This is a genomic window from Agromyces sp. GXQ0307, assembly GCF_044769845.1.
Lineage (GTDB): Bacteria > Actinomycetota > Actinomycetes > Actinomycetales > Microbacteriaceae > Agromyces.
Map to the genome: position 1 here is coordinate 752,251 of NZ_JBIZVY010000003.1, position 22,201 is coordinate 774,451.

Sequence of the window (22,201 nt, forward strand, 5' to 3'; positions counted from 1 at the left end):
GGCTTTCTTGGAAACGGCTGGCGAGGCGGGCCGCGCGGCTCCGCTCCGGGCGAACGCCGGCCGCGGCATCCGTCACCGACGGCCCGAGCGGATGCCGCGGGGTGGGGCTCAGCCGACGACGGCGTCGCAGCCGCGGAAGCCGGACGTGTCGCCGCCCTCGCCGATCGTCTCGACGATGGACCGCGCCTCGTCGAGCGTGCCGACCGCGAAGACCTCGAGCCCGTCGGGCACGTTGCCGACGACCTCGTCGCAGTTCGCCTCGGGCGCGAGGAACCATGGGGCGTCGGCGTCGAGCGCCCCCCAGAGCTTCTGGCGGATGCCGCCGATGGGGCCGACGGTCCCGTCGGAGTCGATCGTGCCCGTCCCGGCGATGTTCTCGCCGCCCGTCATCGCGTCGGGCGTCAGCGTGTCGACGATCCCGAGGGCGAACATGAGCCCCGCGCTCGGTCCGCCGACGTCGTTGAGCTGGATCTCGACGTCGATCGGGAACTCGTATCGCATGCGTACGCCGACGCCGAGCACGGCGTTGTCGCCGTTCGCCGCCGGGGTGGCCTCGACCGTGAGGTCCTCGCCGTCGCGGACGATGCCGATCTCGGCGGGCGTCTCGGTCCCGTGCTCGCCGAGCGCGCTGCGCAGCTCGTCCACCGAGTTCACCTCGGTGCCGTCGACCGAGCGGATGACGTCGCCCACCTCGATCACGCCCCCGGCCGGCGTCCCCTCCCCCACGCCCTGGACGACCACGTCGCGCGGGAAGTCGTAGCCGAGCTCGACGAGGGCCGCCGCGATCGCGTCCTGCTGCGAGTCGACCATCTGCGCTTCGTTGGCCGCGTCGCGGTCCTCGGTGCTGATGCCCGGCGGGTAGAGCACCTCGAGCGGCAGCACCGCGCGTCGCGGGTCGAGCCAGGCCGCGGCGACATCGAGCCAACCCGGTGTGCGCCCCGGGCGACCGATCGCCGAGACCGTGAGCAGGTCGAGGGATCCCTCGGTCGGGAAGGTCTCGGCGTCGGGGACCTCGATGAGGGGAACCTCTTCGCCGTCGACCTCGGTCGTGCCGAGCGTGTCGTAGACCGGGCCGGCCTGTTGGATGACGTAGGGCGTCGGCAGCAGCGCGAAGCCGAGGCCGACGACGGCCGCGATCGCGACGGCCGTCCAGCCGATCCGCTCGCGCCGAGAACGTCGCGGCGAGGCGCCGGGCTCGGGCACGGTTTCGCGCACCGGCCGGTCGTCGCCGGGGCCGCCGAAGAGCGTCATCCGCCGTGGTCCTTCCCGAGCGCCCGCGGGGAACCCGGCACTGTTCGCGACGGGCGGACACCCGAGGGGTCAGCCTAGGCCATTTCCCGGCGAGGACGCAGATGACCGGCGGTAGCGTTGAGCGCGAAGCGAGGGAGGTGGCCCGAGTGGCCGAACGCGACCAGGAGCCCGACCGCGACCCCGAGGACGAGTTCCGCGACATGCTGCGCGAACTGCTGTCCGGTTCGGGCGGCATCGACCCGTCGAAGCTCGCCGGGGCGGCCGGTCTGCCGAACGATCCCGCGAGTCTCGCGGCGCTCTTCAGTCAGCTCCAGCAGGCGATGCAGCGCTCCGAGGAGGAGGGCATCGACTGGTCGCTCGCGCTCCGCCAGGCGGAGCAGCGCGCCTCGACCGGTCAGCGCCAGATCCAGGCGTCCGAGAACGAACGGCTCGACCGGGCATTCGACCTCGCCGCGCTCTGGCTGGACGAGGCGGTCGACATCTCGGCGCTGCCCGGCACACCCGAGCTGCTCACCCGGCGTTCATGGGCCGCAGCCACCATGCCGATCTGGACGCAGCTCGCCGAGCCCGTCGCGACGAGCATCGCCGACTCCCTCACGCGCGTGATGAGCGAACAGGCGCCGGAGGAACTGCGGTCGATGGTGCAGGGCGCGAGCCGCATGATGCGCGGCATCGGCGGCGCCATGTTCGCGATGCAGCTCGGCCAGGTCGTCGGGCAGCTCTCGACCGAGGTGGTCTCCGGCGGCGACGTCGGGCTGCCCCTGCTGGAAGACGGCCGCGCCGCGCTCCTGCCCGAGAACGTCGTCGAGTTCGGGGAGGGCCTCGACATCCCCACCGACCAGGTCGAGCTCTACCTCGCCGTGCGCGAACTCGCGCACGCGCGCCTCTTCCGCCATGCCCGATGGCTGCGCCTGCACCTCATCACGGCGATCACCGCCTTCGCGCGCGGTATCGACGTCGACGTCGAGCGCCTCGAGCAGCTCGCAGAGGGCTTCGACCCGTCGAACACCGACGAACTGCGCGACGCGGTCGCGAACGGGGCGCTGCTGCGCCCGAAGAGCCCGGAACAGGAGGCGGCGCTCGGCCGACTCGAGACGATGCTCGCGCTCGTCGAGGGCTGGGTCGACGTCGTGACGGCGGATGCCACGTCCCGCCTGCCGAAGTCCGACGCCGTCGCCGAGACCATCCGTCGACGTCGCGCGACCGGCGGCCCGGCGGAATCCGCGCTCGCGACGCTCGTCGGGCTCGAGCTGCGCCCGCGGCGGATGCGCGAGGCGGCGGCCATGTGGCGTGCGGTCACCGATGCCGTCGGCGTCGCCGGGCGCGACGCCCTGTGGGCGCACCCCGACCTGCTGCCCACCTCGGCCGACCTCGACGACCCGGCGCCGCTCGCAGCGCGCCTCGCCGCGGGGGGCGAAGCCGGGGGCGAGACCGACGCGGAGTTCGACGAGGCGCTCGAGGCGCTGCTGCGCGGCGACCTGCCGCCGGCCGACGCCGCCGGCGACGACGCCACGGAGGAGGACCCGGAGGACGACCCGCGCTCGGCCTGACCCCGGCGCCCCCTGTGGACGCCCGGCGACGCAGCGCCGATCGGTGCGGCATGCTGCCCGCATGACGCCCCGACTCGACCCGGCACTCCCCCAGGTGTGGCGCTCGCCGACCGTGCTGCAGCTCGGCGGCACCCGCCCGATCGCCGTGCTCCACGATCCCGGGGCGCTCGAGACCGGCCTGCTGAGCGCCCTCTCGGCGGGGGCCTCGCGCGCGACCCTGCACACGATCGGCGCCGCGCTCGGCGGCGACACGGAGCGCATCGACGCCCTGCTCGACCGGCTCGAACCCGCCTGCCTCGTCGACCCGACGCCGCCGGCCTCGGGCGTGATCGCCCTCTCGGGGGCCGCGACGTTCGTCGACGACCTCGGCACCGCGCTCCTCCGCCTCGGGCACCGCCCCATCCTCGCGTCCGACGCCGACCCGACCACGACGGACGCCGCGGTGCTGCTCGCCGCCCGCATCGTCCCGCCCGCGACCCATCTGCCCTGGCTCGCGGCCGACGTTCCGCACCTCGCCGTGGTCTTCGACGAGCGCGGCTCGGAGATCGGACCGTTCGTGCGCCCCGGCGCGGGACCGTGCCTGCGCTGCGTGCACCTGGCGCGACGCGATGCGGATGCCGCGTGGCCGGCGATCTCGGCGCAGCTCGCGGTCGCGCCCGCACCCCCGCACCGCGGGCGGGCGAGGCACGAGGCGCTCGCGCTCGCGGCATCCGTCGTCGACGACCTGGTGCGCACGGGGCGCTCGGCTCTCGACTCGGCGACGGTGGTCGTCAGCGACGCGCCCGCGCCGGAGCCGCCGCGGCCGACCCCGGTCGGGATGCACCCGGAGTGCGGATGTCGAGTTCCCGGAGGAAACGCGACGGTTCCCGTTCCGCTCGGCGGCCGGCCGACCAGCGCGAGAAGCTCAACGACAGCCGTCGCCGTGCCCGCGTGATGCCGACGTAGAGCAATCGGCGCTCCTCGTCGATCGCGTCGAGCCCGGCCGCGTAGGCGATGGGGAGCATGCCCTCGACGAGTCCCGGCAGGTGGACCTCGTCCCACTCGAGGCCCTTCGCCGAGTGCAGCGTCGCGATGGTGACGGCCGCGACCGCCGGCTCGTGATGCGTCTCGGCGCGGGTGCGGAGGTCGTCGGCGAACGCACGGAAGGTGGTGCCCGCCGGCTGATCGTCGACGAGGCGGGCGATCGCGTTCAGGCTCTCCCACCGATCGCGCACGGCGCCGGGCCCCGCGGGCGGCTCGACGGTCCAGCCGAGCGAGCGGAGCACGTCGCTCACCGACTTGAACAGCGGCTCGTCGGCGATTGCGAGCGCGGCCGCGCGGATCGCGTGCACCGCCTCGCGCACCTCGGGCCGGTCGAAGAAGCGCTGCGCACCGCGCACTCGCACCGACACGCCCACGTCGCCCAGCGCCTGCTCGAACAGCGCGGACTGCGAGTTGACGCGCAGCAGCACCGCGATCGACTCGGGCGGCGTGCCGGCGTCGATGCGCTGGCGCACCCGAGCCGCGACGCCGCGCGCCTCGGCGAGCTCGTCGGGATACTCGGCGAGCTCGGGCGCCGGACCGTGCGCGACGCGGCCCGCGTCGGCGCGTCCGCCGCGCGTCGGCGAACCGTCGGAGCCGGATGCCGCGGGGTCACCGCCGTCGGGCACCGCCGCCGCGAGGCGAAGGGCGCCGGGCCGCCCCCGCATGAGGCGGTTCGCGACCTCCACGACCTCGGGCGTCGACCGGTAGTTGCGTTCGAGCCGCACCATCGTGGCATCCGGATACCGTCGCTCGAAGCCGAGCAGGTACTCGGCGCTCGCCCCGGCGAACGAGTAGATGGTCTGGCTTGCGTCACCGACGACGCACACGTCGCGACGCCCGCCGAGCCAGAGCTCGAGCAGGTGCTGCTGCGCGGGCGAGACGTCCTGGTACTCGTCGACCACGAAGTGCCGGTAGGCCTCCCGCACCTGCATCGCGACGGCCGGCTCCGACTCGATCATGCCGGCGGTGGCGAGCAGCACGTCCTCGAAGTCGATGGCACGCCGCTCGTCCTTCAGTTCCTCGTAGGCCTCGACGAGCGCGAGCATCTGCTCCGCCGTGAGCGAGCCCGGCGCGCCGCGTGACGCGAGACGCACCCGGTAGTCGTCCATGCCGACGAGGCCGACCTTCCGCCACTCGATCTCCGCGGCGACGTCGCGCAACGTGGCGGTGTCGACCTTCACCCGGCTCCGCTCGGCGGCGAGGCCGAGCAGACGCCCCTTGAACTCGAGCACCCGCGGGGCCGGCCCCCCGACGACGATCGGCCAGAAGTGGTTCAGCTGCGCGAGCGCGGCGGCGTGGAAGGTGCGCGCCGCGACGGCGCCGGCTCCGAGAGCCCGGAGTCGGGTGCGCAGTTCCGCGGCCGCTCGCGACGTGAAGGTGAGGGCCATCACCCGGGCGGGGTCGTACGACCCGGATGCCACGCCGTACGCGATGCGGTGCGTGATCGCGCGGGTCTTGCCGGTGCCCGCACCCGCGAGCACGCAGACCGGCCCGATGAGTGCCTCGGCGGCGACGCGTTGCCCGTCGTCGAGCGCGGTGAGGAGCGGGTCTCCCGTCACGAGGTCGACCACGGCATCGACGAGGAGATCGGGCCGCCGTACCAGCCCTCGAGCATCCAGCGCGCGATCGAGGTCTCGCCGGGCAGCGCGACGCGTCCGAGCGCATCGCGGAGGCCGTCGCGATCGAACCAGCGCAGCTCGAGGATCTCCTCGCCGTCGGGCACGACCGTCGACGCCGCACCGTGCGCGACGCGCGCCCGGAAGGCGCACATGAGGCTCGCCGGGAACGGCCATGGCTGCGAGCCCAGGTACTCCACCCGGTCGACCGGGAGGCCGGCCTCCTCGCCGATCTCGCGCACGACGGCCGCCTCGAGGGACTCGCCCGGTTCGACGAACCCGGCGAGCACCGAGAAGCGATCCTGCTCCCACATCGCGTTCGAGCCGAGCAGAACGCGGTCCTCGTCGTCCGTCACGAGCACGATGACCGCGGGGTCGGTGCGCGGGAACCGCAGCCGATCCTCGGCGAGGCACCGACGCGCCCACCCCGAGGTGACGACCTCGGTCGCGCTGCCGCAGCCGGGGCAGAAGCGATGCGTCGCATGCCAGTTGGCGAGCGCGACGGCCTCGATCGCCAGACCCGCATCGCGGTCGTCGAGCGCCGTCGCGACCCGGCGGAGCCCGACCCAGTGCGACTCGTCGGCGATCGCCGAGGTCGCCTCCGTCTCGTAGGACCACGCCTCGATCGGAGCGCCGGCGGGCAGCGCCGCCCCCGCGGCATCCGCCCCCGCATCGAGTGTGCGACCGAGATAGCTGCGCACGACCGGCTCCGGAAGGGTCGACGGATGCCGCAGCTCGAGCCGCGGCGCACCGTCGGCGCCGCCCGACCCGGCGACGAGCACGCGGCCGTCGTGCACGGCGAGCACGCGTGCCTGCGGGTCGGCGAGGAACGCCTCGGCGCGACCCGGCAGGGCGCGCGAGACCGCGTCGCGGTCGAGGTGCTCGCGCGCCAGCGGCGGAGCGGCCGGGGTGCGCGCGGAACCGGCGGGAGTCGGCACGTCGGGGTGGAGCACGGTGCACCTCTCGTCGGAGCCGGAGTCGTCGGGAAGGCGTGGCGGTCGCCGGGCAGGCCGGATGACCTGCTTAGGCTGTGTGCCATGGCCAGACCCCCACTCACTCTAGCCGCGTTGGCCACGGCCGCGGTGGCCGGACTCGAGGTGCGGGCGGCCCGGGCGCACTCCCGCGGAGCGGGCGGGGCGTTCGATGCCGTCGAGCTCCACTCCACCGACGGACGGCGCCTGCTGATCCGCGCCCCGCGCTCGCAGACCGCCGAGTCCGAGCAGTCCTCCGACCTCGTCGCGCTGCGCGCGCTCACCCCGGGCATCCGCTCCCGGCTGCCCTTCGCCGTGCCGCAGTTCGTGGGGCAGGCGCCCATCGGCCCGACCCGGGCGGTCGTGACCGAGTTCATCCCGGGCGCCGGGCGCACGGCCGACGAGCTCACGGGCGACCCCTCCCTCGCCGCCGACGTGGGGCGCGCGATCGCCGCCATCCACGCGCTGCCGTCGGGCTTCATCGGCGACGCCGGACTTCCCCGTCGCTCGGCAAGCGAGGCCCGGGAGGCGGCGGTCGCCATCATCGACCGCGCCGCCGACACCGGGCGCCTTCCCGCGGCGCTCCTCCGCCGCTGGGAGGAGGCGACCGACGACGACACCCTGTGGCGGTTCGCGCCGACGGTCGTCAACGGCCAGCTCGGCGCCGACTCGTTCCTCGTCGAGGGCGACCGGGTCACCGGCGTCATCGGCTGGTCGGGCCTCGCGCACGACGATCCGGCGCACGACCTGCACTGGGTGCTCACCTCCACCGGCATGTCGGCCGAGCAGACGCTCGCCGCCTACCTCGAGGCCCGCGCGGGCGGCGCCGACGCCGAACTCGCGCGTCGGGCGCTCCTCTACGGCGAGCTCGAACTCGCGCGCTGGCTCCTGCACGGCGTCGACACGCACGACGACGAGGTGATCGAGGATGCCGTGGGTCTCCTCGACAGGCTCGTGGCACGCGTGCACGACCACTCGTCCGAGTCGCTCACGACCGACACCGGGCCGGTGCTCGCCGTCGCCGATGTCGAGCGGATGCTCGAGAAGACCCCCCGCGACGGACTGCCGAAGGAGTCCGGCGCGACGATGCTGACCGACAGCTACGACGTGTCGGAGCTGCGCCGACATCTCGCGGACGGCGATGACGCCGACGAGGTGCGCGACCCCGGGCTGACCGCGCCGATCCCGCTCGACCTCAGCGATTGGGGCGACGCGGCGCCCGAATCCGCGGGCTCCGCCTCCCGACCCGATCGCTGACGCGACGCCGGCGCCGGAACTGCTCACGACGGCGCGATCGCCGTGCGCACCGCCTCCGGAACCGTGGAGGACTCGCCCGCGACCGGAGCGCGACGACCGGCCCGCGCCGAGACCCCCGCCCAGGCCCGCCGCAGCGCGGCCTCGTCGTACAGCTCGTCGGGCCGCAGCACCAGGTCGTCCTCGACGTAGTAGAAGACGGCGTCGATCTCGTCGGGCGACAGCCCCGACCAGCGCGAGTAGGCGAGCCGGTACAGCGCGAGCTGGGTCTGCCGGAGTTCGAGTTCGCGGGCGTCGCGGGGGGCGCCGCCGGTCTTCCAGTCGACGACCTGCGCGCGGATGCCACGGCGATCGAGCTCGGTGCCGGGCTCGACGTCGTACACCGCGTCGAGCTTGCAGACGAACACCTGCTCGTCGAGCGGCAGGTGCAGCTCGAGTTCGACCGCCACGGGTCTGCGATCGCCCCACTCCGACGCCGCGAACGTCGCGCGGAGTCGCTCGAGGCGGGCGTCGACGGGGTCGACGACGACCTCGTCGACCGCCAGTGCCTCGTCGAACGCGAAGTCGAGCGCGTCGAGGTCGTCCGTCGGGCCCCCCGTGCCGAGCGGTCCGACCGACCCGTGCGGGGCGGGCACCCCCGCGCGGCCGGCCGGCCGCGCGGCGGACCCGCCAGAGCGCTCTTCGACCCACGTGTGGAACAGCGTGCCGATGCGCGTCGCGCGGTACGGGCGCTGCGGCATGGGCCGCGCGAGCTCGGCGGCGACGGCATCGGGGTCGTCGACGTAGTCCTTGAAGCGCGAGGCGGGCACCCTCGTGGGCACGTCGGCGCCCCCGCGCGACTCGCCCCTGCGGCGACGCTCCTCGAGCAGCAACCGCAGTTCGTCGGCGAGGGCGGGGCCGATGCCGACCCCGGTCGGCAGTGCCGCCGCCTCGCGCACCGCGTCAGCCGCCCGCACCACGGCCGGACGCCGGGCGCCGAGCGGGTCGAGCGGCCAACTCACCCGAGCCGCCTCGGACGATCGCGGGTTCTCCGGCTCCGCCGGAGCGGACGGCAGCGCCGCGCCGCCGACGACACCCGCGACGACGAGTTCCCGCAGGAACGGGCTCGGCGCCCGCGGTGCCCGCTGCGTCGCCCACCAGGATCCCGAGAGCAGGAGCTCCGACCGGGCGCGCGTGAGTCCGACGTAGGCGAGGCGACGCTCCTCCTCGGCGTGACGCTCGCGGTTCTCCTCGGAGTAGGCCTTCACGGCCTCGTCGAACTCCGCCTGGCTCTGCACGCCGCGCCACATCAACTGCGGGATCTCGTCGGCGTCGCCGCGGAACTCGTCGGGCAACGCGCCGAACGCGAGCCAGCCGCGGTTGCTCCGCGGCTTCGAGGGCAGCTCGTCGTCGACGAGCCGCGGGATCGCGACCACGTCCCACTCGAGCCCCTTCGATCCGTGGATCGAGAGCACCTGCACCGCGCCCGGCTCGGGTTCGTCCTGTCGGGGACTCAGCCGGTCGCGCTGCTCGGCCTCGGTGAGCCACCCGAGGAACGCCCCGAGCGTCGGGTGCTCGGCCGAATCCACGAAACCCGTCACGAGGTCGTCGAACGACTCCAAGCTCGCCGCGCCGAGCGGCTGCGTCGGGTTCGCCAGGACCTCGATGTCGAGCAGCAGCTCCTGCTGCACGAGCGTCACGAAGTCGACCAGCCCGAGCCCGGCGCGTCGACGGAGCGCCTGCAGCTGGGCGCCGGCCCGACGCATGCGCGCGAGGCCCTCTTCGCTGAAGCCGGCCAGGGCCCGATGGTCGTCGGGCGCGGTGAGCACGAAGTCGAGCGCGTCGACGATCGAGGGCGATTCGTCGGCGGCGATCGACCCGCGGATGCCGCGTCGCACCTCGTCGGCGAGGCGCCTCGTGGAGAGGTCGCGATCGGCCAGCCACCTGCCGAGCGTGCCGAGCGCCGCGAGGTCGGCCGTGCCGATGCGCCACCGTGCACCGCCGAGGAGGCGCAGGAGCTCCGAGCCGGCGGTCGGGTCGTGCACCACGCGGAGGGCGCACACGAGGTCGGCGATCACGGGCTGGTCGAGCAGCCCCGCGACGCCGAGCACGTGCACCGGCACACCGCGCTCGCGCAGCGCGGTCGCGAAGAGGTCGACGTGCGCGAACGTGCGGCAGAGCAGTGCGCCCGTCCGGCCGCCCGGTCTCATCCGCTCGGCGAGCCACTCGGCCACGGCCGCCGCCTCGTCGTCGATCGTCTCCGACCACGAGACGTCGAGACGACCCGCCCCGGCGAACGGCGCCGGGCGCAGGGGCGCCTTCGGGATGCCCCCGTCGAGCGGCGCGATGAGCGCGTTGGCCGCATCGAGCACGATCACCGGGTTCCGCCAGCTCGTCGACAGGTCGTACGCGACCGCCTCCCCGGATCCGGAGAAGTCGCGGCCGAACCGCGCCAGGTTCGCCGCGCTGGCCCCGCGCCATCCGTAGATCGACTGGTCGGGGTCGCCGACGGCCATGACCGCGTGGTCGCGGAACAGCGTCGAGAGCAGGCGCGTCTGCACGACGCTCGTGTCCTGGTACTCGTCGAGCAGGACCGTCGCATACCGCTCGCGATGCTCGTCGACCACCTCGGGGTGCGTCGTGCAGATCTGCAGCGCGAGCGCGACCTGGTCCGAGAACTCGACGACCCCGCGCCGCTGCTTCTCGGCCGCGTACGCGTCGGCGAGCTCGAGCAGCGGCGGCAGCGCCTCGACGACGCCGAGCGCCGACACGAAGCTGTCGAACGGGGTCCGCTTGCGGGGCGCCTCGATCGGCAGGTCGTGCATCGCCAGGAAGTCCCGAGCGAACGCACGCACGTCGCGGCTGTCGGTCACGTTCTCGGCGAGGGCCCGACTCAGCGAGAGCACGGCGCCCGTGACCCGGTCGAGCGACGCGTCGAGCTCGACCAGTCGCGGGTCGGCCGACGCGGAGACGATCCCGCGCGCGAGCTGCCACGCTGCCGCCTCGCCGAGGATCGACGCATCGGGCTCCCGGCCGATTCGGAGCGCGTGCTCCCGGTAGATGGCACCCGCGAACGCGTTGTACGTGAAGACCGCGGCGGAGTCGAGGGGATCGAGCCGCACGTCGGCGATGCCCTCGGCGACGAGCTGCCCGACGCGCTCGCGCACCCGTTCGGCGAGTTCGCCTGCGGCCTTCCTCGTGAAGGTGAGACCGAGCACCTCGGGCACGTCGACGGCGCCGTTGGCGAGGAGCCACACCACCCGGTTCGCCATCGTCTCGGTCTTGCCGCTGCCGGCACCCGCCACGACGATGCTGCGCCCGTGCGGGTCGGCCTCGATCACCGCTCGCTGCTCCGGCGTGGGCGCGTGCAGGCCGAGGCGCGACGCGATCTCGTCGGCCCCGATCCGGATCGCGCTCACGCGCACACCGCCGGGACGAGGTGGACGCGGTACCGCCAGTCGCCGAACCGCGACCCGTGAGCGAACTCCACGGGCGAGTCGAATCGCGCTCCCGCCATGACGCGGGCCACCTCCTCCAGCCGTTCGCGGAACGCCGCCTCGGCCTCGTCGTCGAACGGCTGCTGGGCGCGCTCGGTGTAGAGGCGTCCGCCCACGGGCCGCGCGACGTAGACGAGCTTGGCCCCGCCGAGGCGCCCCTCGTTCGGCAGTGCGTCGGCGCGCGCGGCGAGCTGGTAGGCCGCGAGCTGGGGATGTTCGGCCGTCTTCGCCGCCGTCGGCGGGGTACGGCCGGTCTTGAGGTCGACGATCACGGTCGTGCCGTCGGGCGAGGCCTCGACCCGGTCGATCGTGCCCGTGATGCGCACCCGCCCGCTCACGAGCGTGAACCGGCCCTCAGCGCCGAGCACGACCACGCCGTCGTCTTCTGCACTGCGCAGGTAGTCCGCCGCGCCCTCCGTCATCCGCCGCGCGCCGCGGCGCTCGCGCTCGGCGACCCAGCCCGCCTCGAAGCGCAGGTCGCGCCACCGGCGCTCGACCGACGCCCACAGCGTCTCGACGTCGACCTCGCCCGACTGCTGCGCCGCCTCCTCCACCACCGCGTGCACGATGGTCCCGATCGAGGCCGCCAGACCCGACGGCGGCTGGGCGACGTGGTCGACGAACCAGCCGAGCGGGCTCTCCTCGACGCGATCGATCTGCGACGGCGAGACGGGCACGAGCGCCTCGGGATCGCCGTCGAGGTCGACGAGCGGTGCCGTCGTCGTCGGCTCGGCCATGCCGTACCACTCGTCGGGATGCGCGCCGGGCACGCCGTGCTCGGCGAGCAGTGCGATCGCCGCCGCGGCCTCCCGGTCGCCCGCCCCGGCGTCGCGCCGGAGCGCGCCCACCATGCCCCTGAGGTGCAACGGTCGCCGTCGCCGCGCGGTGCGCCGCGCGGGTGCGAGCGCCATGAGCACCGACGGTTGCTCGTCGTCGTTCGCCGTGCACGCGAGCACGATCTGCCGTGACGCGCGCGACACCGCCAGCGCGAACAGGCGCAGCTCGTCGGCACGCACCGAGGCGCGAACGGATGCCGCGGGCTCCGCCTCGCCGACCGGCTCCCCCGCACGTGCCGCCGCGACCGCGCGGGGCAGCGCCGCAGCGTGCAGCAGCGTGCCGCGCGGGCGGAGGTTCGGCCACACGCCCTCCTGCAGGCCGGCGACGACGACGACCTCGAACTCGCGGCCGATGAGCGCGGGCGGGGTCGCCAGGACGACCGACTCGGCCCCGCGTGCCGGGGCGAGCGAGTCCTCGGGGAGCGCGTTCTGCAGGACCTCGTCGACGAAGCGCCGCGCCGGGGCGCCGGGCTCGCGCTCCACGAAGCGCCGCGCCGCGGCGAAGAGCGCGACGACCGCGTCGAGCGACCGGTTCGCCTCGTCGGCGAGCACGCCCGAACCGGCGGCCTGCGCCGCCCACTCGGCCTCGAGGCCGCTGTCGTGCCAGAGCAGCCAGAGCAGCTCCTCCACGGTCGCGCTTCGGGCCGCCGCCCGCCGCGCGGAGTCGAGCAGCCGGGCGAGACGTGACGCCCGGCGACCCGCCGGCGCGTCGATCGTCGCGAACCCGCCGGTGGCACCGAGGGCGTCGACCAGCAGTTCGTCGGCGCTCCGCACCCCGCCCGAGGCGAGCTCCTCGTGACGGAGCGCGAGCCGGAGTCGGCGCAGGCCCACGCGGTCGAGCCGGCCGAGCGGGCCCGTCAGCAGCGCGGTCGCACGGTCGGCGTCGAGCGGCTCGAGATCGAGCACGACGGCTGCGGCCGCGAGGAGCCCGGCCGAGCCCGGGGCGTCGCGCAGCGCGGCACGCACGGCACCGCCGGAGACGGGCACCTCGGCCGCGGCGAGCGCTCGTGCGAGCGCGGGCAGTTCGGAGCCGGATCGCGCGACGATGGCCATCGACGACCACGGAATGCCGTCGAGCAGGTGACGCTCCCGGAGCAGGCCGGCGATGGCGGCGCCCTCGGCCCCGGGTGACGTCGCCTCGATGCCGAGGATCGCGTCGAGCGGATCGTCATCGGCGTCCCGCACGACCCCCGCGGATCGGTGTGCGCCGCCGAGCGCGGTCCCGACGTGCGCCGTGACCTGCGCCAGAAGTCCTCGATGCGCGGGGCGACCGCGATGCACGACCGGTAGTTCGATGCGTCGCACCTCGGCACCGCCCAGCACCCGGCCGAGCGAGCCGAGGAGGTCGGCACGGCCACCGCGGAACCCGTTGCTCGCGACATCCGGGTCGCCGAGGGCGACGACCTCGACGCCGCGAGCGGCGAACGCGCCGAGGAGTGCGGCCGTGCCCTCGGTGGCCTCCTGAGCGTCATCGACGACGATGAGCCGGAGTGCCCCGAGCGCGCCGAGCGCGCGCTCGTCGTCGGGATCGTGCAGGCTGCGCCGCACGATCGATGCGGCGTACGCACCGAGCTCCGCCGAGTCGAACTGCGTCGGGCGGAGCTGCTCCTTGACCTCGGCGTACTCCGCGAGGAAGTCGCTCGCCGCCACCCACTCCGGGCGCGACGCGGCCGCACCGAGCCGCGCGAGCTCGTCGGGGCCGACGCCCTGCTCGACCGCGCGCATCATGAGGTCGCGCAGCTCGGAGCGGAAGCCGCGCAGCTCGCGCACATCGGGCGCGAGGGTCTCGGGCCACGCCGGGCCGCCCCCGTCGACCGCCTGCGCCTCGAGCAGCTCGCCGATCACCTGGTCGTGCTCGGCGCCCGTGAGCAGCGTGACGGAGCGCCCGGTCCGGGCGCGGACGAGGTCGTACGCGATCGCGTTCGCCGTGCGGGCGAGCGCACCCCGCGTGGTGCGGTCGAGCCGGAGCGCGATCGCGTCGCGCATGGCCGTCGCCGTACGGCGCGTCGCCGTCAGCACGAGCACGGCGGACGGGTCGAGCCCGAGCTCGACCCGGTGCGCGACGAGCTCGATCGCGAGCCGGGTCTTGCCCGACCCCGGAGCCCCGAACACCGCGGCGTGACCGCCCGACGCGAGGGCCGGCACGAGGTCGACGACGGCGGGTGCGGTGGTCGCTTCGTGCTGCATGCGGCCCACGGTATCCGTGTCCGCCGACAGTGAACGCGTCCGGCTCGCACCCCCGCGTGTCGTAGTGTCGTGTCAACGACAGAAAGGCGCACCGTGGACCTTCGTATCGGCATCCAGAACTCCCCCCGCGAGCTCTCGTTCGAGACCTCGCTGACGGCGGCGGAGGTCGAGCAGGCCGTCTCGGCGGCGCTCAGCGGGCAGTCGCCCGTGCTGCGCCTGGCCGACGCGAAGGGCGCGGTCTACGTGGTGCCCGCCGCGGCCCTCGCGTACGTCGAGATCGGCACCGAGGAGTCGCGCAAGATCGGCTTCGTCGGCTGATGGAACTGCTCTTCATCGCGCTCGGCGGCGCCATCCTCGGCCTCGCGGCGCACTACGCCGTTCCGCGTCGCCGATTCCGTGGCGTCGTGCTCGTGCCCGCCGTCGGTACCGCCGTCGCCGCGGTCGTCTGGGTCGCGCTGACCTGGCTCGGCATGCCGTGGGACGGCGGATGGATCTGGGTGATCTCACTCGTGGCATCCGGCGCAGCGGCGACCGGCGTCGCCGCCCTCGTCGGGCGTCGCCGCGAGGAGGACGACGCACGCACGTTCGCGCACCTCGCACGCTTCGGCCTCGCGCGCGGCTGAGGGGCGCCGGTCGGCGCGCCCGGCCGCCTTCAGGCGGTCAGCCCGAGCGCGTCCATCCGCCGCGTGTGCGAGGCGATGAGCTCGGTGAAGACCGGCTCGACGTCTGGGCCGTGCTCGCCCGACCCGACCGCACGAACCGCGGAGCGGGCGATGAGGAGGGTGTCGCCGACGAGACTGCGCCCCCACAGCGCGAGCCGGTCGTCGAGCGTGGCGTCTGCGGCGATCGCCCGCTCGAGTTCGCGCTCGATCACCTCGGCCGAGCGCGACTCCCCGAGGATCGCGCGCACGCGTGCGCGCAGGTCGTGCGGGAGCCCCTCCGCGAGGCGGATGAAGTAGTCGTCGAGCATCCCCGACGTGATGTGGATGCCGAGCAGCAGCTCGTACCAGTCGGCGCCCGAGGTGACCTGGCGGAACCGGTCCGCCGCGGGGGCGAACGGCGCCATGACCTCGGCCGGGTCGGCGCCGAGCCGGCGCAGTTCCGCGATGAGCTCGTGGTGCTTGCGCAGCGCCACGCCCGCCGCCGCACTCAGCCCCTCCTTCGAGGCCAGGTCGGGTGCGGTGGCCACGGCCTTCGCGAGGCTCTCGAAGAACTCGAGCTGGATGTACGCGGCCTGGCCGAGAAACGGCACGGGATCGGGCGTGAACTCGGTGAAGTCGACGCGGGTGAGGTCGGTCGGCGCGACCCGCGGCCGCAGCCTCGGGGTCTCCGGACGGGGACGGCGCGACATCGACCAATTGACCACGAGCACAGCATATCCGGGGCCTCGCAGCCCGCTCGGATAGGCTGGGACCCGCCGCGGGCGATGGAACCGCGGCCGTGCGCCGGTCGAGCGGAACTGGGCGCACCCGATTTCCGCATCACGGACAGGCAGACATGTGACCACCTTCACCGAACTCGGCATCGCGCCCGACATCGTCGAGGCCCTCGCCGGGAAGGGCATCATCGATGCCTTCCCCATCCAGGAGCAGACCATCCCCCTCGCCCTCACCGGGCAGGACATCATCGGCCAGGCCAAGACCGGCACCGGCAAGACCTTCGGGTTCGGCCTGCCGATCATCCAGCGCCTCGGCGACGACCCCGAGCCGGGCGTCAAGGTGCTCGTCGTGGTCCCCACGCGCGAACTGTGCGTACAGGTGACCGAAGACCTGGAGCTCGCGACCTCCAACCGTCCGACCAAGGTCGTCTCGATCTACGGCGGCAAGGCCTACGAGGGCCAGATCGAGCAGTTGAAGGCCGGCGCCCAGATCGTCGTCGGCACGCCCGGTCGCCTCCTCGACCTGGCGAGCCAGCGCCTGCTGTCGCTGAAGAACGTCAGCGAGATGGTCCTCGACGAGGCCGACAAGATGCTCGACCTCGGCTTCCTCGCCGACATCGAGAAGCTCTTCGCCCAGACGCCGCCCACGCGGCACACCATGCTCTTCTCGGCGACCATGCCCGGCCCGATCGTCGCGCTCGCGCGCCGCTTCATGAGCCGCCCGATCCACATCCGCGCGAACGACCCCGACGAGGGCCTCACGCAGGCGAACATCAAGCACCTCATCTACCGGGCGCACTCGCTCGACAAGGACGAGGTGATCTCGCGCATCCTCCAGGCCGACGGCCGCGGAAAGACCGTGATCTTCACGCGCACCAAGCGCGCCGCGGCGAAGCTCGTGGAAGAGCTCAACGACCGCGGGTTCAATGCGGCCGCGGTGCACGGCGACCTCAACCAGGACCAGCGCGAGCGCGCCATGGCCGCGTTCAAGGCCGGCAAGAAAGACGTGCTGATCGCCACGGACGTCGCGGCGCGCGGCATCGACGTCGACGACGTGACCCACGTCATCAACCACACGATCCCCGACGACGAGAAGACCTACCTGCACCGTGCCGGCCGCACCGGGCGCGCGGGCAAGACCGGCATCGCGGTGACGTTCGTCGACTGGGACGACCTGCACAAGTGGGCGCTCATCAACCGCGCGCTCGAGTTCGGCCAGCCCGAGCCGACCGAGACGTACTCGTCGAGCCCGCACCTCTACACCGACCTCGACATCCCCGAGGGCACGAAGGGCCGCCTGAAGCCCGCCGCTCCGACCGCGGCACCGTCCCGGTCGAGCACCGCGGGCCGGCGCGAGAGCGACGGGCGAGCGGATGCCTCGGGCGAACGCGGCTCGCGGTCGCGCCGCCGCACGCGGTCCGGCCGTCCCGTCGGCGAGGGCGCGGCGTCCGCCGACGCCGCCGTCGCGGAGTCGGGTGCGCCGCAGGAGAAGGAGCCCGGCGCGGGCACCCACGACGGCAAGGGCAAGGAGCACCACGACGGCAACGCGGCCCCGCGTCGCCGTCGCCGCCGCCGCGGCGGACGGTCGGGCGGCAGCGCCGCCGGCGCGCCGTCGACGGCGCCGACCGCCTGACGTCGGGCGAGAGCCCGGACGACCCGCGCGAACGGGGCGGATGCCGCGCGGCATCCGGCCCGTTCCGCATCGGCGGACGACCTACGGGGACCCCGGCAGGACCGGCGGACTGCCGTGCCCCTCGGCGAGGATGCGTGCGACGACCTCGGGGGCGGTGGTGTACTGGCCGAGCCGGTTGACCTTTCCTCGCCCGTGGTAGTCGCTCGAGCCCGTGATCGCGAGCCCGTGACGGCGTGCGAGCTCGCGCAGCCGCGGCTTCGCGGCATCCGTGTTCTCGGGGTGATCGACCTCGAGGCCGAAGAGGCCCGACGCGGCCAACCGGGCGAGCCGGCGGTCGGGCACCACGTCCTCGGCGCCCCGCGTGCCCGGGTGCGCGAGCACGGGCACGCCCCCCGCAGCGCGGATCAGGCGGATGCCGGTGAGCGGGTCGGGCGCGTAGTGCGGCTGCGCGTACCCCGACCGCCAGTGCAGGATGCCGGCGAAGGCGTCGGACCGCGTCGAGGCGTGACCGCGCGCGACGAGCGCGTCGGCGATGTGCGGGCGGCCGATCGTGGCGCCGTCGCTCGTCTGCGCGAGCACGTCGTCCCACGTGAGGTCGTAGTCGGCGGCGATGCGCCGGACGATCGCCTCGGCGCGGGTGAGTCGCGAGTCGCGGATGCGCGCCGTCTCGGCGAGCAGCGCCTCGTCGGTCGGATCGATGAGGTACCCGAGCACGTGCACGCTCGTGAACTGCTCGCGCGTCGAGAGTTCGATGCCCGGGATCAGGCCGATTCCGTGGCGCCGCGCGGCGTCGATCGCCTCGCTCCACCCGGCGGTCGAGTCGTGGTCGGTGATCGCGAGCGCCCCGAGGCCGGCGGCGGATGCCGCGGCGACGAGCTCCGCGGGCGTGTCCGTGCCGTCGGAGACCGTGGTGTGCGCGTGCAGGTCCGCTGCGACGGCGAACGGGGCGTCGGCCATGAGCCCATCGTAGGCGCGCCCGGTCAGCCGCTTCCCCGCACACTCCCAGCCGACGCCCTGTGGATGCTCCGCGCGTCGCGCGCGTGCTCGCCTACGCTGGAGTGAATGCTCCCCCGCATCCTCGGCTGGGCCGTCGTGCTCGGCACCGCCGCCGCCGCGTCGGTACTGCTGTTGCCGCAGGCGTTCGGCCTGCAGGACCAGTGGATCGCCGCGCACGTCGTCGCGCTGCGGGGCGTCGCCGCGGCCGGTGCCGCCGCGCTGGCGGCCGTGCTCGCGATCGCCCTCCTCCTCGGACCCGGGCGACGCGTCATCGGGGCCCTCGCCGCGATCCTCGTGCTGTTCGCGCTCGGCAACCTCGGCGTGCTCGCGCTGCGCGGGTTCGGCGGCGGCGATGCGGCCGCGGCATCCGATTCGGTCACGGTGCTCTCGTGGAACACGCTCGGCGAGGTGCCCGACGCGTCGACGATCGCGGGCCTCGCCCTCGAGCAGGAGGCCGACGTGGTGGTGCTCCCCGAGACGACCGAATCGCTCGGCGAGGAGATCGCGATCGCGATGCGCGAGGGCGGTCGCCCGATGTGGGTGCACACGCAGGCCTTCGACGAGATCGCGAAAGCGCGCTCCACGACCATCCTCATCTCACCCGACCTCGGCGACTACGCCGTGGTGAACGATCCGTGGCCCGGCCCGCCGGGCAACACGAACACGCTGCCGACCGTCGTCGCCGAGCCGGCGAACGGCGACGGCCCGCGGATCGTCGCCGTCCACGCCGTCGCGCCGATCCGGTGGGAACTGCGGAACTGGCGCAGCGACCTCGACTGGCTGGCCGAGCAGTGCGCCGGCGACGACGTCATCATGGCGGGCGACTTCAACGCAACGGTCGACCACTTCGCCGGTCGCGGCGTCGACGGCGGCGACCTCGGCCGCTGCGCCGATGCGGCCGTCGCGGGTGGCGCGGGCGGCCTCGGCACCTGGCCGACGAGCCTGCCCGAGCTGCTCGGCAGTCCCATCGACCACGTGCTCGCGACCCCCGGATGGTCGGTCGACGCGTTCCGGGTGCTCGACGCGCTCGACGGCGCGGGCAGTGATCACCGGCCGATCGTCGCGACCCTCTCGCGGGCCGGCGGCTGATCCACCGCCGCTCGGCGCGGGGGCGGCGCGGTGCGAGAATGGAGACCATGACGAACACCGGCGACGCGACCGCGACGGCCCACGAGGCCCCCACCGACGAGACCACCGCTGAGGAGACCGGCCGGAACGCGAACCGTTCGACCACGCCGGCGTCCGAGGGCTTCAAGGACTTCATCAGCAGCGGCTGGGCCGAGCGCGACGAGCGCCTCCCCGAGGCGCGCGCGCAGGCCGCCTACGCGGCCGCCCGCCGCGCCAGGGTCTCCGCCGAGTTCCCCGGGCAGCGTCTCGTGATCCCCGCCGGCGACGTCAAGCAGCGCGCGAACGACACCGACTACCCGTTCCGAGCCCACTCGGCGTTCGCGCACCTCACGGGGTGGGGTTCCGACTCCGAGCCCGGCGCCGTGCTGGTGCTCGAGCCGACGGGCGACGCCGGGCACGACGCGACGGTCTACTTCCGCGAGCGCGCAGGCCGCGACAGCGAGGAGTTCTACGCCAACCCCGCGATCGGCGAGTTCTGGATCGGCCCGCGTCCGTCCCTCGCGCACGTCGCGGCCGACCTCGAGCTCGCGACGCGCGGCATCGCCGACTTCGACGCCGTCGTGAACTCGACCGACACCGCCACGCTCGTGGTCCGCGAGGCCGATGCCGCGATCACCGAGCGCATCGACCACGCGCGGCTCCGCTTCGCCGCCGAGGAGGCGCTGTCGACCAACGCGTCCGACGCGCCGTTCAGCCTCGAGGTGAACGCCGAGCACGAGCCCGACGCCGAGCTCGCGCGCGTGCTATCCGAGCTGCGCCTCGTGAAGGACGACTTCGAGGTCGCCGAGCTCCGCGCCGCGGTCGACGCGACCGAGCGCGGCTTCGCCGAGGTGCTCGGCGAGCTGCCTCGCATCACGAGCGAGGTGCGCGGCGAGCGCGTCATCGAGGGCGTCTTCGCCACCCGCGCCCGCCTCGACGGCAACGACGTCGGCTACGCCTCGATCGCCGCGGCGGGCCCGCACGCGACGATCCTGCACTGGACCCGCAACGACGGCGCGGTCGTCCCCGGCGACCTCGTGCTGCTCGACGCGGGCGTCGAGATGGACAGCTACTACACGGCCGACATCACGCGCACGTTCCCGGTCAACGGCACGTTCTCGCCGGTGCAGCGCCAGGTGTACGAGGCAGTGCTCGAGGCGGCGGATGCCGCGTTCCGCATCGTGCGTCCCGGCATCGTGTTCCGCGAGATCCACGCCGCGGCGATGGAGGTCATCGCGAAGCGCACGGCCGAGTGGGGCTTCCTCCCCGTCTCGGCCGAGGAGTCGCTGCAGCCCGAGAACCAGTTCCACCGTCGCTACATGGTGCACGGCACGAGCCACCACCTCGGCCTCGACGTGCACGACTGCGCGCAGGCGCGCCGCTCGATGTACATGGACGGCGTGCTCGAGGAGGGCATGGTGTTCACCATCGAGCCCGGTCTCTACTTCCAGGCCGACGACCTCAGCGTGCCCGAGGAGTTCCGCGGGATCGGCGTGCGCATCGAGGACGACATCCTGGTCACCGCCGACGGCGCCGAGAACCTGTCGGCGGGCATCCCCCGCACGGCCGACGAAGTCGAGGCGTGGGTGCGGGGCGCCGGTCGCTGAGCCGGCCGGCCGATCGGCTCAGCCTTCGGCGTGCTGCGCCGTGACCTCGCGTCCAGCACGACGGGCCTTCCACCAGGCCCAGAAGCGGTCGAGCATGCGCTTGACCCAGCGCGCGAGCCGACGGGCCCACGCGAACTCGGTGCCGAGGATCGCGAGGCCGAGGAAGACGACGAGCCAGCCGGGGCCGGGCAGCGGCACGAGCGCGAGCCCGACGACCGCGATCACGCCGCCGAGCACGCCCACGCCGAACCGGTAGGCGAACCGCAGGCGCGGGTGACGATCGATCCAGCTGCGGATTCCGCGCAGCCACCGGCGGACCGGCCGGTCGGGGCGCTCGGCCGCGACGATCTCGGCGCGCACGGTGCGCTCGAGCGGGGTCGGCACGGCCTCCGGCGCCCGAGCCGCCGACGGGACGGGCTGCGTGCGCGCGCTCTGCGTCCGCCCCGGTTCGGGACGGAGGTCGCTGGACATGACGCCACCGTAGGCACTCACGCTGGGAGTCGCCGGAGCGTCCGCGGATCGGGCGGCGTGCGGCGGAGTGCGGTCGAGGCCGAAGCGTGAGGGCCGTCCGCGGCGTGCGTCCGGTCCTACTCCTCGCCGCGCTCGCGTTCTGCCCTGCGGCGCGCATCCTGCGCTTCGCCGTAGGTGAGCGGACGCGACGGGTCGATCTCGCGCGCCTCTGCCTTCGGCTCGTCCTCGGTCGACGTCGACGCGGCCGCGGCATCCGACTCGGGTTCGGCCGTGGGCGCGGGCGCGGCCGGCGGGCGGGCGACCGTCGTCGTGACCGGCGCGGGCGGCGCCGCGGCATCCGTCACCCCCAGCACCTGGCGGGCCCGCACGACGTGCGCGGGCTCGGCGATGATCGCGTAGCGCGTGGCGAGCACCTGCATGACCGAGGTGAAGTCGCGTCGACGGCGGTTCACCGAGTACGAGACGAGGCTGAAGATCATGCCGAAGCCGGCGCCGATGAGGACGGCGGCGCCGAGGATGCCGAGCGACGTGCCCGACGGCGAGAAGATGAAGAACAGCAGCCCGAGGAACGTGCCGAACCACGCCCCGGAGAGCGCGCCGGCGGCCGCCGTGCGCCCCCAGCTCAGGGTGCCCGTGATGCGCTCGACGCTCGTCAGGTCGTGGCCGACGATGGAGAGCTCCTTCACCGGGAACTCGGCCTTCGCGAGCTGGTCGACCGCGGCCTGCGCCTCCTGGTAGGTCTCGTAGCTCGCGACCGTCTCGCCCTTCGGCAGGGTCGGGAAGGCGCGGCCGATACGACCGCCGAACGGCGACTGGGTGCTCACCCCGCCATTCTTCCACGCGGC

16 protein-coding genes are annotated in these 22,201 nt (G+C 74.2%); 7 read left to right on the forward strand and 9 right to left on the reverse strand.

Going from position 1 to position 22,201, the window contains the following annotated elements:
• Positions 1–108: 108 nt before the first annotated feature.
• Positions 109–1,251 carry a PDZ domain-containing protein gene (locus ACIQH8_RS13535; protein WP_400999449.1) on the reverse strand — a complete coding sequence of 381 codons (1,143 nt, stop codon included), beginning with the start codon at positions 1,249–1,251 and terminating at the stop codon, positions 109–111.
• Between the two features lie 200 nt (positions 1,252–1,451).
• Between ACIQH8_RS13535 and ACIQH8_RS13540 the strand changes: the two genes are divergently transcribed.
• Positions 1,452–2,801: a zinc-dependent metalloprotease gene (locus ACIQH8_RS13540; RefSeq protein ID WP_400999845.1), complete on the forward strand. Its 1,350-nt coding sequence runs from the start codon at positions 1,452–1,454 to the stop codon at positions 2,799–2,801.
• A gap of 770 nt (positions 2,802–3,571) precedes the next feature.
• On the opposite strand, the gene ACIQH8_RS13545 is transcribed toward ACIQH8_RS13540, so the two are convergent.
• Together ACIQH8_RS13545 and nudC are read right to left on the reverse strand one after the other, a co-directional pair.
• A complete protein-coding gene (locus ACIQH8_RS13545; RefSeq protein WP_400999451.1) occupies positions 3,572–5,395 on the reverse strand; it encodes an ATP-dependent helicase in 1,824 nt (607 codons plus the stop codon).
• Positions 5,380–6,393, reverse strand: coding sequence for an NAD(+) diphosphatase (gene nudC / locus ACIQH8_RS13550; protein WP_400999453.1), 1,014 nt, complete (start codon positions 6,391–6,393; stop codon positions 5,380–5,382). Before nudC ends, ACIQH8_RS13545 begins: the two co-directional genes overlap by 16 nt.
• Positions 6,394–6,477: 84 nt before the next feature.
• Here nudC and ACIQH8_RS13555 point away from each other — a divergent pair, with 84 nt between their 5' ends.
• Complete coding sequence (locus ACIQH8_RS13555) at positions 6,478–7,668, forward strand: phosphotransferase (protein WP_400999455.1); 1,191 nt, start codon at positions 6,478–6,480, stop codon at positions 7,666–7,668.
• 23 nt (positions 7,669–7,691) lie between these two features.
• Here the strand turns inward: ACIQH8_RS13555 and ACIQH8_RS13560 are convergent, their stop codons facing one another.
• Entirely contained in the window at positions 7,692–11,063 is a 3,372-nt protein-coding gene (locus ACIQH8_RS13560) for a UvrD-helicase domain-containing protein (RefSeq protein ID WP_400999457.1), read from the reverse strand.
• A complete protein-coding gene (locus ACIQH8_RS13565; protein ID WP_400999459.1) occupies positions 11,060–14,164 on the reverse strand; it encodes a PD-(D/E)XK nuclease family protein in 3,105 nt (1,034 codons plus the stop codon). Before ACIQH8_RS13565 ends, ACIQH8_RS13560 begins: the two co-directional genes overlap by 4 nt.
• Before the next feature lie 93 nt (positions 14,165–14,257).
• On the opposite strand from ACIQH8_RS13565, the gene ACIQH8_RS13570 reads away from it, so the two are divergent.
• Complete coding sequence (locus ACIQH8_RS13570) at positions 14,258–14,482, forward strand: DUF3107 domain-containing protein (RefSeq protein ID WP_400999461.1); 225 nt, start codon at positions 14,258–14,260, stop codon at positions 14,480–14,482.
• Positions 14,482–14,787, forward strand: coding sequence for a hypothetical protein (locus tag ACIQH8_RS13575; RefSeq protein ID WP_400999463.1), 306 nt, complete (start codon positions 14,482–14,484; stop codon positions 14,785–14,787). Before ACIQH8_RS13570 ends, ACIQH8_RS13575 begins: the two co-directional genes overlap by 1 nt.
• Positions 14,788–14,816: 29 nt before the next feature.
• Here ACIQH8_RS13575 and ACIQH8_RS13580 read toward each other — a convergent pair whose 3' ends face one another.
• Complete coding sequence (locus tag ACIQH8_RS13580; protein WP_400999465.1) at positions 14,817–15,515, reverse strand: ferritin-like fold-containing protein; 699 nt, start codon at positions 15,513–15,515, stop codon at positions 14,817–14,819.
• Between the two features lie 148 nt (positions 15,516–15,663).
• On the opposite strand from ACIQH8_RS13580, the gene ACIQH8_RS13585 reads away from it, so the two are divergent.
• Complete coding sequence (locus tag ACIQH8_RS13585) at positions 15,664–17,175, forward strand: DEAD/DEAH box helicase (RefSeq protein ID WP_400999467.1); 1,512 nt, start codon at positions 15,664–15,666, stop codon at positions 17,173–17,175.
• Between the two features lie 81 nt (positions 17,176–17,256).
• Here the strand turns inward: ACIQH8_RS13585 and ACIQH8_RS13590 are convergent, their stop codons facing one another.
• On the reverse strand, positions 17,257–18,132 hold the full coding sequence (locus ACIQH8_RS13590; RefSeq protein ID WP_400999469.1) for a PHP domain-containing protein: 876 nt from the start codon (positions 18,130–18,132) through the stop codon (positions 17,257–17,259).
• A gap of 105 nt (positions 18,133–18,237) precedes the next feature.
• Between ACIQH8_RS13590 and ACIQH8_RS13595 the strand changes: the two genes are divergently transcribed.
• The gene (locus ACIQH8_RS13595) at positions 18,238–19,260 is read left to right on the forward strand and encodes an endonuclease/exonuclease/phosphatase family protein (RefSeq protein ID WP_400999471.1); all 1,023 of its coding nucleotides are present in this window, start codon (positions 18,238–18,240) and stop codon (positions 19,258–19,260) included.
• A 47-nt stretch (positions 19,261–19,307) separates the two neighbouring features.
• On the forward strand, positions 19,308–20,885 hold the full coding sequence (locus ACIQH8_RS13600) for an aminopeptidase P family protein (protein WP_400999473.1): 1,578 nt from the start codon (positions 19,308–19,310) through the stop codon (positions 20,883–20,885).
• A gap of 18 nt (positions 20,886–20,903) precedes the next feature.
• Here ACIQH8_RS13600 and ACIQH8_RS13605 read toward each other — a convergent pair whose 3' ends face one another.
• Together ACIQH8_RS13605 and ACIQH8_RS13610 are read right to left on the reverse strand one after the other, a co-directional pair.
• Positions 20,904–21,356 carry a TIGR02611 family protein gene (locus ACIQH8_RS13605; protein WP_400999475.1) on the reverse strand — a complete coding sequence of 151 codons (453 nt, stop codon included), beginning with the start codon at positions 21,354–21,356 and terminating at the stop codon, positions 20,904–20,906.
• Between the two features lie 116 nt (positions 21,357–21,472).
• Positions 21,473–22,180: a general stress protein gene (locus ACIQH8_RS13610; protein ID WP_400999477.1), complete on the reverse strand. Its 708-nt coding sequence runs from the start codon at positions 22,178–22,180 to the stop codon at positions 21,473–21,475.
• Between the last annotated feature and the right edge of the window lie 21 nt (positions 22,181–22,201).